The 10,798-nt window shown below is 73.7% G+C and carries 11 protein-coding genes; 5 read left to right on the top strand and 6 right to left on the bottom strand.

The window, feature by feature from the left end:
* The first annotated feature begins 80 nt into the window (after positions 1 to 80).
* Together ABZ956_RS28155 and ABZ956_RS28150 are read left to right on the top strand one after the other, a co-directional pair.
* Positions 81 to 452: a VOC family protein gene (locus tag ABZ956_RS28155; RefSeq protein ID WP_361899479.1), complete on the top strand. Its 372-nt coding sequence runs from the start codon at positions 81 to 83 to the stop codon at positions 450 to 452.
* 84 nt (positions 453 to 536) lie between these two features.
* Complete coding sequence (locus tag ABZ956_RS28150; RefSeq protein ID WP_361899475.1) at positions 537 to 2,207, top strand: bifunctional 3'-5' exonuclease/DNA polymerase; 1,671 nt, start codon at positions 537 to 539, stop codon at positions 2,205 to 2,207.
* Positions 2,208 to 2,247: 40 nt separating this feature from the next.
* Here ABZ956_RS28150 and ABZ956_RS28145 read toward each other — a convergent pair whose 3' ends face one another.
* From ABZ956_RS28145 to ABZ956_RS28130, 4 genes are all read right to left on the bottom strand, one after another.
* On the bottom strand, positions 2,248 to 3,789 hold the full coding sequence (locus ABZ956_RS28145; protein ID WP_361899472.1) for an AMP-binding protein: 1,542 nt from the start codon (positions 3,787 to 3,789) through the stop codon (positions 2,248 to 2,250).
* 123 nt (positions 3,790 to 3,912) lie between these two features.
* Positions 3,913 to 4,593 (bottom strand): UdgX family uracil-DNA binding protein, encoded by a 681-nt coding sequence (locus ABZ956_RS28140; RefSeq protein WP_361899469.1) that lies wholly within the window; start codon positions 4,591 to 4,593, stop codon positions 3,913 to 3,915.
* Complete coding sequence (locus ABZ956_RS28135; protein ID WP_361899466.1) at positions 4,587 to 4,742, bottom strand: hydrophobic protein; 156 nt, start codon at positions 4,740 to 4,742, stop codon at positions 4,587 to 4,589. The genes ABZ956_RS28140 and ABZ956_RS28135 overlap by 7 nt, the downstream gene beginning before the upstream one ends.
* A gap of 182 nt (positions 4,743 to 4,924) precedes the next feature.
* Complete coding sequence (locus tag ABZ956_RS28130) at positions 4,925 to 5,458, bottom strand: TerD family protein (RefSeq protein ID WP_361899464.1); 534 nt, start codon at positions 5,456 to 5,458, stop codon at positions 4,925 to 4,927.
* Between the two features lie 108 nt (positions 5,459 to 5,566).
* Here ABZ956_RS28130 and ABZ956_RS28125 point away from each other — a divergent pair, with 108 nt between their 5' ends.
* Positions 5,567 to 6,535: a hypothetical protein gene (locus ABZ956_RS28125; protein ID WP_361899461.1), complete on the top strand. Its 969-nt coding sequence runs from the start codon at positions 5,567 to 5,569 to the stop codon at positions 6,533 to 6,535.
* Between the two features lie 64 nt (positions 6,536 to 6,599).
* On the opposite strand, the gene ABZ956_RS28120 is transcribed toward ABZ956_RS28125, so the two are convergent.
* Positions 6,600 to 7,580 (bottom strand): peptidase, encoded by a 981-nt coding sequence (locus ABZ956_RS28120; protein WP_361899458.1) that lies wholly within the window; start codon positions 7,578 to 7,580, stop codon positions 6,600 to 6,602.
* A gap of 305 nt (positions 7,581 to 7,885) precedes the next feature.
* Here ABZ956_RS28120 and ABZ956_RS28115 point away from each other — a divergent pair, with 305 nt between their 5' ends.
* The gene (locus ABZ956_RS28115) at positions 7,886 to 8,860 is read left to right on the top strand and encodes a helix-turn-helix domain-containing protein (RefSeq protein WP_361899455.1); all 975 of its coding nucleotides are present in this window, start codon (positions 7,886 to 7,888) and stop codon (positions 8,858 to 8,860) included.
* A 5-nt stretch (positions 8,861 to 8,865) separates the two neighbouring features.
* Positions 8,866 to 10,173 (top strand): NAD(P)/FAD-dependent oxidoreductase, encoded by a 1,308-nt coding sequence (locus ABZ956_RS28110; RefSeq protein ID WP_361899452.1) that lies wholly within the window; start codon positions 8,866 to 8,868, stop codon positions 10,171 to 10,173.
* A 25-nt stretch (positions 10,174 to 10,198) separates the two neighbouring features.
* Here ABZ956_RS28110 and iscX read toward each other — a convergent pair whose 3' ends face one another.
* Entirely contained in the window at positions 10,199 to 10,411 is a 213-nt protein-coding gene (iscX, locus tag ABZ956_RS28105; protein ID WP_361899449.1) for a Fe-S cluster assembly protein IscX, read from the bottom strand.
* Positions 10,412 to 10,798 lie beyond the last annotated feature (387 nt).

The raw sequence follows: 10,798 nt of genomic DNA, 5'->3' as shown, positions 1-10,798 counted from the left end.
TGCGGCGAGGCCCGCCGCCGCGCCGGCGTTCACTCGCACGGGCGCGGTACGGCCGCGCGCGCCCGGGAAGGAAGGAGTTCATGTTCAAGAACACCAAGGCGTTCAGCGGCTTCTCCGTGGACGACATCGACAAGGCCAGGCGCTTCTACGGAGAGACGTTGGGGCTGGAGGTGTCCGAGAAGTACGGGATGCTGACCCTGCGCCTGGGAAGCGGCGCCGAGGTGCTCGTCTACCCCAAGGCCGACCACACCCCGGCGTCGTTCACGATCCTCAACTTCCCCGTGGACGACATCGAGGCCGCCGTCGACGAACTGGGCCGCCGCGGTGTGACCTTCGAGCGGTACCCCGCCATGGAAGCCGACGAAAAGGGCATCTTCCGCGGCGGCGGCCCGTACATCGCCTGGTTCACCGACCCCGCGGGGAACGTCATCTCCGTGCTCCAGGAGCGGTAGCCCGGCCCGGCCGCCGCCCGCCGCGGATCAGGGGAAAAGACCAGGTCGGAGCCGATGTCAGACCCTGGTGCGAGACTCCTCCCCATGAGATGGGCAGTGGCTGACACGGGTGACGGGAGCGTACGGCTCTGCCCGGTGGACGGGCAGGGGCGCGCGGCCGGCCCCGTCGTGACCGAGCCGTCCCTGGCCGCCGCGGTGCGGGCGCGGCCCGAGGTCGGGCGATGGGTCTGGCGGTCCACGGCCCGGACGTACGGGCGGCTGCTCGACGCCGGTGTGCGCGTCGAGCGGTGCTACGACGTGGAGGCCGCCGAGGCCCTGCTCATCGGCCATGAACAGGGCCAGTCCGGCCAGCCCCGCTCGCTCGCCGCCGCCTGGGCACGGCTGCGCGGGCTGCCCGTACCGGCCGACCCGCCGGTGCGCGCGGCCGACGCCCAGCCCTCGCTGTTCGAGCCCGGACCGGTGCCCCTGCCGCCCGGCACCGACCCGCTGGAAGCCCTCCTCGAAGTCCACGCGGCCCAGCTGGCCCGCACGCGCGGCGCCGAGCACCCCGGGCGGATGAGCCTGCTGACCGCCGCCGAGTCGGCCGGGACGCTCGTCGCGGCCGAGATGGGGCGGTCCGGGGTCCCCTGGCGCGCCGACGTGCACCGGCGGCTGCTCGACGAGCTGCTGGGGGAGCGCTATGCGGGCGGGCAGGAGACACGGCGCCTGGCCGAGCTGGCCGAGGAGGTCTCGCGCGCGTTCGGCGACGGCGTGCGCGTACGGCCCGACCTCCCCGCCGACATCGTCCGGGCCTTCGCGCGCGAGGGCATCGCCCTGTCCTCCACGCGTGCCTGGGAGCTCCAGGAGATCGACCACCCCGCCGTCCCGGCCCTGCTGGAGTACAAGAAGCTCTACCGCCTGCACACCGCCCACGGCTGGGCCTGGCTGCAGTCCTGGGTGCGTGAGGGCCGCTTCAGGCCCGAGTATCTGCCCGGCGGTACGGTGACGGGCCGGTGGACCAGCAACGGCGGCGGGGCCCTGCAGATCCCCCGGGTGGTCCGGCGCGCGGTCGTCGCCGACCCGGGCTGGTGCCTGGTCGTCGCGGACGCCGACCAGATGGAACCGCGCGTCCTGGCCGCCGTCTCCCGCGACCCGGGGCTGATGGACGTCGCCGGCAGCGGCCGCGACCTGTACGGCGATCTGGCCGAGCGGGTCTTCTCCGGCGACCGCGACCGGGCCAAGCTCGCCATGCTCGGGGCCATCTACGGCCAGACCTCGGGCGACGGCCTCAAGCACCTGGCGGACCTGCGCCGCCGCTTCCCCAGGGCGATCGCCTACGTCGACGACGCGGCCCGCGCGGGGGAGGAGGGCCGGCTCGTGCGGACGTGGCTCGGCCGCACCTGCCCGCCCTCCTCGACCGCCGTCGACGACGAGGCGGGCCTGCCCCAGGAGGAGCCCGCCTCCTGGGGCAGCACGGCGAGCGCGCGGGCGCGCGGCCGGTTCACGCGCAACTTCGTCATCCAGGGCAGCGCCGCCGACTGGGCGCTGATCGTGCTCGCCTCGGTGCGGCAGTCGATCGCCGGCCTCCGGGCCGAGCTGGTGTTCTTCCAGCACGACGAGGTGATCGTCCACTGTCCCCGCGAGGAGGCGCCCGAGGTCGTGGCGGCCATCCGCACGGCGGGGGACCGCGCCGGGCGCATCGCCTTCGGCGACACGCCCGTGCGGTTCCCGTTCACCACGGCCGTGGTGGAGTGCTACGCGGAGGCGAAGGCGTAACGATTCGCCCCGCGTGCGGCCGAAAGCGGCGCGGCCGGGCTCAGGCGACCGCGACCGGCTCCGCGTCCCGGCGCAGCTGGTTCTTGTCCGGCTTCCCGGCCTCCGTCAGCGGCAGCGCGTCGGCGAAGGTGATGCGCGCGGGCTCGTACATCGCGCCCCGCTCCTTGCGCACCATCGCGCGCAGCGTCCGCTCGTCCACGCCGCTGCCGGGCCGGGCCACCACGACCGCGTGGACCTGCTCCATGCGGTCGGCGTCCCGGACGCCGAAGACGGCGCTCTGCGAGACGTCCGGGTGCGAGTTGAGCAGGTCCTCCAGCTCGGACGTGTAGACGTGGCCGCCCACCACAATGATCATGTCCTTGAGCCGGTCGACGACCGTCAGGAAGCCCTCGTCGTCCAGGTACCCGACGTCGCCGGTGTGCAGCCAGCCGTCGCGCAGCACCTGCGCGGTCAGCTCGGGCTGCTTCCAGTAGCCCTGCATGAGCAGCGCCGAGCGGACGCAGATCTCGCCGTGCTCGCCGGTGGGCACGTCCCGGCCCGACTCGTCCCGGACGGCCACCTCGACGCCCGGCAGCACCTGGCCCGCCGAGCGCAGGCGGTCCAGCCGCTCCGGGTCGTGCTGGTCGGCCGTCAGCACGCTGATGCCGCCCGCCTCGCTCTGCCCGTAGAACTGCACCAGCACGGGCCCCAGGCGGCGCACCGCGTCGGCGATGCGGGCCGGCGACGCCTGGCAGCCCCCGTACATCAGGCAGCGCAGGCTGGAGGTGTCGGTGCTCGCGGCGTCGGGGTGGTCCAGGAGCCGGTACAGCAGGGGAGGCAGGAGGAAGGTGTCGGTGATGCGCTCGCGCTCGACGGCGGCGAGCACGGCGGCGGGCTCGAAGTCCTCCAGCAGCACCACGGCGCCGCCCGCGCGGAGGGTGACGTCGGCGAACATGCCGGCGATGTGGGCGAGCGTGGTGCACACCAGCTGGCGGCGCTCGTACTCCTGCGCGTCCGGATCGGTCAGGCTGATGCCGTTCATCTGCTCGAAGGAGGTGCATATCCCCTTCGGATGGCCGGTGGTGCCGCCGGTGTGGCGGATGCTGCACACGTCCTGCGGCCGCGCCCGGCCCGGCATGGGCTCGGCGGACTCCCCGGCGGCCAGCTCCAGCAGGTCCTCGCCCGTCTTGGCGGGACCGAGGACGAGGAGGGCTTCCACCGGGGCCTGGGCGGTGACCTCGGCGGCGCGGTCGTACAGGCCCGGGTCGACGACGAGGGCGCGCGTCTCGACGTCGCGGACGATGGCGGCCTGCGCCTCGGCCGAGAGCTTGTTGTAGAGGTGGTTGACGCGGCAGCCGATGAGGTTGGCCGCGTAGCGGGCGGCGATGGTCTCCGGCAGATTGCCGCTCAGCAGGGTGACGGTCTGTCCGCGACCGAGGCCCCGGGATACGAGCGCCCGGGCCATCCGGTAGACGAGTGCGCGGAACTCGCCTGCGGTGACGCGCCGTTCATGATGGATCAACACCTCGCGCTCCGGGGTGGTTCCCAGGGCGTCGAGGATGTCCTCGACGTAGGTTCGGAAGGTGTGCGGGGCGGCGTGCATGGTGCATCCTCCTGGCGGGGCGTGACGACCCTTGGTTACCTCGGGCAATCATATGTAGGGGGCACCTATTTGATCAACGCGCCCCCGCCCCGACGGCCGTAAAGGCCGAGCCATGCCAGGAGGTCACTTCAAAAGCCGCGCCGCCACCTCGAGGTCCGAGACCAGTCCCGCGTACGCGGCGGCCCGTTCGGCGTCGTCGGCGCGCAGCACGGCGGAAGGATGAATGGTCGCCACCAGCATGCCGTGGCCGCCGCCGTTCCCGTCGAGCGACGGCATCGGCAGGGCGATCCCTCGCTGCTCGCCCACCCGGAACGACGACCCGAGCAGCGCCTTGCCCGCCGTGGCGCCGAGCGCCACCACCACCTCCGGGTCGACCACCTGCAACTCCGCCACCAGCCAGGGCTTGCACGCGCTGATCTCCCGCAGGCTGGGCGCCTTGTGGATGCGGCGCTTGCCCCGCGCGGCCTGCTGGAACTTGAAGTGCTTGACGGCATTGGTGACATACGTCCGGGCCGGGTCGATGCCGGCCTCGTCCAGCGCGCGCGTCAGCACGCCACCGGCCGGGCCGACGAACGGCCGTCCCTGCCGGTCCTCCTGATCGCCCGGCTGCTCACCCACGAGCACGACGCGCGCCGACGCCTTGCCGTCGCCGAAGACGGTCTGCGTGGCCTCCCGGTACAGCGGGCAGCCCCGGCAGCCCGCCGCACCGTCCCGCAGCGCCTTGAGTCCGCCGCCCTCGGGGACGTACGGGGTCGCGTCGTACTCGTCCGGGTGTGCGCCCGGGTCCCGCGGCGCGCCTACCACCGGTACCAGCGGCCTCCGCCGGAGCGCATGACGAAGCCGAGCAGCCACAGGATCGCCACGATGATCGCGATCCACCACAGCACCTTCATGGCGAAGCCGGCGCCGAAGAGGATGAGCACGAGGAGCAGGACGAGAAGGAGTGGGAGCACGGAGAACACCTCCCTGGTTCGACTGCCCGCACAGGGGCAGCGTGCCTTACCTCCAGTGTCGCTCCCCGGGGCGCCCACCGCCCGCCCAGGCCGGCGGTCACCGCCGGCGACCCCGGCGCACCAGCCGGTCGCCGTCTCCTCCCGCACCCGCGGACCGGGCCTCCGGGCGGCCGGGGCCCGTGTCAGGACGCCGGGGCCCGGCCCATGAGCGCGGTGAAGGTCGCCGGGTCGGCGTCGAATCCCCGCACGCCGTCGCGGAACTCCCAGACCCCGGAGCCGTCCCGGACGAACTCCGCGACGGTCGCGGCCGTCGAGGCGGCAACGGCGGAGAAGTCGTCCCGCGCCAGTTCGAGGTGGCCCTCGGCGATGCGGACGGCGGTGTTCGTGACGTCGCCGAACGTCCGCCGGCCGCCGCCCTGCTGGACGGCCACGCCGACGACGACGCGGACGTAAGCGGGCGCCAGCCGGTCGAGTTCGAGGGTCATGACCTCGTCGTAGCCCAGCCCCTGACCTGTACGGCTGTCGCGGTTGAGCGCGATCGTCCCGTCGGGGGAGCGGCTGTCGAAGTGCACGAGATAGGCGGGCGCGCCGTCCGGGTCGCCGGCGACATAGGTGGCGGCGATGATGTCGAGGTCGTGAGCGGGCGTCCCGGCAGGACTCGGATCCCACTTGAGCGCCACTTCGACCTTCCTGATCCCCTTGTTCGGATTGCTCATCGGGCTCCCCTTCCCTGTGCACACCGGCCACCCATGGTGCCACGGCCGCCGCATCGCGGGCCGTATCCGGAGGCACGGTTTCGACGCTGGCCGAAGCCTGATGACCACATGCCACCGGCACTCCACTATCCGAGGGAGTCCCTGGCCGCGGCCGAGCAGGACTCCTTCCGGGAGGAGAGAGCGTTGCAGATCCGCTTCGTACCGGCCCTCAGGGCCACGGCAGTCGTCGCCGCTCTGGCCGCCGTCACCCTGTGCGCGGCACCCCCGGCCGGGGCCGAGCCACCGCCCCGCGCGCCGGCCGCACGGATACCGGCCGGGGTGACCGCCGGCATCGCGGTGTACGACCGGCAGACCGGCGCCTACACCGAACAGTTCAACAGTCACCTGCGGTTCCGCTCCGCATCGGTGGTCAAACTGCTGCTGGCCCTCGACCACCTGTGGCCGCGCGAGGCCGCCTCGCCCCTCCCCGCCGACGACCGGGAACAGCTCGACGCCATGCTGCGCAGCAGCGACGACAGCGTGGCCGGCGACCTCTGGACGCGCAACGGAGAGAGCTCGATCATCGAACGGATGGCGGCCCGGCTGGGGCTGGCCGACACCGCCCCGCCGCCGTCGGCCTACCCGGGGTACTGGGGTTACACGAGCCTGTCGGCCGCCGACACGGTGCGGATCTACCGGTACATCCTCGAGTCGGCGCCGGCGCCCGTCAGGGACCTCATCATGGGCAACCTGCGCGCGGCGACCCGCCTCGGCACGGACGGCTTCGACCAGGGCTTCGGCATAGCGGCGGCCTTCGACCGCCCCTGGGCCGTCAAACAGGGCTGGTCCGGCTTCCCTCCGGCAGGCCGCGCCGGCGCGGACCGCCCACGGGTGGCGGCGGCCGGTGGCGTGGACCTCGCACGCGAGGCGCTGCACACCACCGGCACCGTCGGCACGGCCGACCGCGCCATCGTCGCCGTCCTCACCCTGCACCCGCGGGGCACCCCCTACGACAAGGCCTGCGCCGACCTGGGCAGCCTCACCCGCCGGCTCCACGTCCCCGGCGCCGTCCGCACCCCCCGGCGACCGGCTCCCTGACGTGCCGGCCCGCACCGCCGGTCCTGCGGGCGGTGCGGGCCGGATGCCGGGCGCGCGGCCGTCTTCAGGTCGACTGCGCCTGCTCGTACAGGTCCTTGGCCTCGTCACCGAAGTACGGGCCGAACATCCTGTTCGGCAGGAAGGTGTAGCCGAAGCTGTTCACCGAGACCTGCAACCCGGTGCCGGTGGCCTCGTCGAAGGACGTGAACCACGGGCCCCCGCTCGAGCCGGGCGTCATGTTGCAGCCCAGGCCGTGGTCCTTGGTGAGGAGGAAGTCCTTGGAGGAGTTTCCGCTGCAGTGGATGAGCCGGGTGCCGTCGTACGGGCTGGCGGCGGGGAACCCGAAGGCGTACATGGCCTTGTTGTAGCCGCCGTTGAACTGCAGGCCCTGCGCGCCCACGACGTCGGTGAGCCTCTTGCCGTCCACCGGGCCGACGACGGCGGCCCCGACGTCGAAGTTCATCTCCTCGCCGGACACCCACTGGGGCGTGGCCATCGTCTTGGTGGCGGCCCAGGTGCCGTGGGGCTTCTGGCCGTCGTGGTAGCCGGGGACGAACACCCAGTTGGTGTGCCAGGCGCCCTTGTACTTGACGCAGTGTCCGGCGGTCAGCACCGTACTGCCGTTCTTGCTGGTGACGGCGTTGCCGGAGCAGGACGCGGTCCGGTTGTCCATGGTGAAGAACACCCGGCCGGAGGTCCGGGTGACCGCTCCGCCGCCGGTCCACGGCCCGCCGGCCTGGGGGAAGGACCTGGCGCCCGCCGAGGGGGCGGTGGGGGCGACCGTGGTCTCCTCGGCGCCGGGGCGCGGGGCGGGCAGGGCGCCGGCACCGGCGGCCGGGGGGTCGAGCGGGGTGGCCGTGCGCATGCGTTCGGGTGTCCAGAACGCGTCGGCCTTCTGCTGCGCCTCGGCCGAGGCCGCCGCGGTGTGCACGGCCGGCGGCGCGGGGTCCGTGGCGGCGCCGGCTGCGGTGGCCTGAACGCCCGTCAGGGTCAGGGTGCCGACGGCCAGCAGGATGCCGGTGGTGGTACGGCGGGGACGTCTCACGCGTACTCCTTCTGCCGAGGCCACGCGCGGCACTGAGGGGAACCGCGCGCGGGCCGTGTGGGGGCCGGGCCGCTCGGTCGGCGGTCCGGGCAGACGAGTGGAGCGGATTCGACGGTTCGTCAGGCAGAGTGCCACGGGAAGCGGCGTATTGACAGGGGCGCGTCAGGAGTGCCCGGTGGCGGACAATCGGGTGATCTCCGCCGGTCGCCGATCGGGTTTCCCCCTCGAGCGGGTGTGATCACTCCATGAACCACCTGCCGGAGCCCCCCAGTGGCGGTTGCGAGAGATCACTTACCGTTGCCGACATGAAGATCTCAGTGCTGGTCGTGGACGGCACCTTCGACTCCGGGCTGGCCTCGGTGCTCGACGTCCTGCGGACCGCCGACGAGCTGCGCGAGGAGCTGCCGCAGCCCCCGCCGCCGTGGCAGGTGAGCTGCGTCAGCCCGCACGGACCGGTGCGCACGGCCGCCGGGCACGTCGTCGCGGCCGTCGCGCCCGAGGCCGCCCCGGCCCCGGACCTGCTGGTCGTACCGGGCGTCGGACACAGGCGGCCCGAACCCCTCGTGCGATGGGTCGGCTCGCCCGAACGCGAGCCCGTCCGGGACATGGTGTGCCAGGCCCGCGCCGACGGCGTGCCGCTGGCCGCCGCCTGCACCGGAACGTTCCTGCTCGCCGAGGCCGGCGTCCTGGACGGGCTGCCGGCCACCACGAGCTGGTGGCTGGCACCCCCCTTCCGGCTGCGCTACCCCCAGGTCGCCCTGGACGAGACGCACATGCTCACCCACGCCCCCGGCGTCACCACCGCCGGAGCCGCCACCGCCCACCTGGACCTCGCCCTGTCCCTGGTACGGCGGTCCAGCCCCGCCCTCGCCGACCTCACCGCCCGCTACCTGCTCATCGACACCCGCCCCCGCCAGGCCGGTTACGCCGTCCCCGGCCACCTCGCCCGCACCGACCCGGCCGTCAGCGCGTTCGAACGCTGGGTGCGTGACCACCTCGACCAGCCCCTGCGCATCGCCGACGCCGCCCGCGCCCAGGGCACGAGCGAACGCACCCTGCAGCGCGCCGTGGACCGCGTCCTGGGCGTCTCCCCCCTGCGCTTCGCCCAGCGCATCCGCCTGGAACAGGCGGCACACCTGCTGCGCACCACGGACCTGAAGACGGACGCCGTGGCCCGCCGCGTGGGCTACGAGAACGCCACCACGCTCACCACGCTGATGCGCGAGCGCCTGGACACCACGCCCGGCCGGCTGCGCCGCCAGGCCCTCGGCCGGACGTGAGGACGATGGGGACCACGAAGACGCCGACCCTGATCGTCGGGGCGGGCATGGCCGGGCTGTACGCCGCCCGTGAACTGCGCCGGGCCGGCCACGAGGTGACCGTACTGGAGGCCCGGGACCGCGTCGGCGGCCGGCTGTGGACCGAGGAGTGGGAGGGCCGGCGCATCGATCTGGGCGCGTCCTGGATCCACGGCGTCAAGGGCAATCCGGTCACCGAACTGGCCGGGGAGGCCGGGGCCACCACGCTCGTGTACAACGCCGGCACCCTCGACTACGGCAGCCGGGCCGGGACCGTCGCCTACGCCGCCGACGGCCGCCGCCTGACCCGCTACGAAACGGAGGAGCGCGAAGCCGACCAGGAAGCGGCGGGCGAGCGGCTGTTCGAGCGCGCCGGGCGGGCGGGCGCGGACGAATCCGCGGCGACGGCGCTGCGGAGCGTGCTGAACTCCGGCGGCCTGACGCCCGAGCGGGCCCGGCGGGCCTTCGCAGCGCACAGCCGCATGGTGGAGGACGACTGGGGCGCCGGCATCGAGGAGATCTCCCTGGCGGGAATGGTCATCGGCGAGGGCTTCGAGGGCGACGAGGTCGTCTTCCCCGACGGCTACGGCCGGCTGACCGACCACCTCGCCCAGGGCCTGGACGTGCGGCTCGGCCACCGGCTCACCCACGTCGACCACAGCGGCGACCAGGTCGCCGTCCACACCGACGGCCAGGGCGTCTTCACCGCCGGCCGCGTCCTGCTCACCCTCCCCCTCGGGGTGCTCAAGGCCGGCGACGTCCTCTTCACTCCCGCCCTTCCCGAGGCCAAGCGGGGCGCGGTCGAACGCCTGGGCATGGGCGTGTACGACAAGCTCTACCTGCGGTTCCCGGAGGTCTTCTGGGACGACAAGGAGGTGATCCGGCAGGAGGGCACCCCGCACGGCGCCTTCGCCAACTGGTACAACCTCCACCACATCGTCGGGGCCCCGGTGCTGGCAGCCCTCAACGGCGGGCCCGTCGCCCGCCGCCTGGAGGGACTGGACGACGCCACCACCGTCCGCGAGGCCATGGCCGTCCTGCGCGGGATCTACGGTGACCGCGTGCCCGACCCCCTCGCGCACCGCCTCACCCGCTGGGCCGCCGACCCCTGGGCCCGGGGCTCCTACTCCTTCCCCGCGACCGGCTCCCGCCCCGGCGACCACGACGTGCTGGCCGCACCCGTGGGCGGCCGCCTGTACTTCGCGGGGGAAGCCACCACCGGCGACTACAGCAGCACCGTCCACGGCGCCCTGCTGTCGGGCCGGCGCGAGGCCCGCCGCATCCTGGGAACGTAGGCCGCCACCGGCCGCGCCGGGTGCGTCAGTCCGTTCTGACGATCCCCTCGAGCCGGTCGAGCCAGGCCAGTTGGATCGACTCCAGGATGCGCAGGTTGCAGCGGGCGGGGTCGTCGCTGAAGGCGCTCAGCGCGGCGGCCCGGTCACGGATCTCCGTGAAGTCGACGGTCAGCGGCTTGGCGGCAGGGTCCTGGGCGGCCAGACCGGCCGCGATCTGCTCGATGTCGGTCCATCGCATGGGCCGAGTGTGGCCGAACCGGCCCACCGGGTCCAGAGTCGCCGTTCATCCCGGTGACCCCGTCGCCGATACGGCCGGTTCCGCGGCGCCGTGGGGCCGGATCGAGCCGCTGATGCCGGGCGATCCGGCGCGGGCGGTCGCCACGCGGTCTCGCCGACCGCCCGCGCACACGACTTCCACTGGCTTGTTCGCCGGACGGGTCCAAGCCATTGTGCGCCCCCTCCTCCCCGGGCGCCCTGGGGCGACCGTGCCGTACGGGGCATCACGCGAGGTGTCCGGGGCGGCTGTCGTCGGCTGATACGAGGCCACCGGCCCCTGGATATGGCAGGGAATCGCACTGCTCCTCCTGGCGCCTCTTTCGTGGCGGCCAGGGGCCGCGCGAGCCTG

It is taken from the genome of Streptomyces sp. NPDC046261, from assembly GCF_040646235.1.
Classification (GTDB): Bacteria; Actinomycetota; Actinomycetes; order Streptomycetales; family Streptomycetaceae; genus Streptomyces.
Note: the sequence above shows the minus strand (reverse complement) of the source record. Positions and strands in the feature narration are given on the sequence as shown.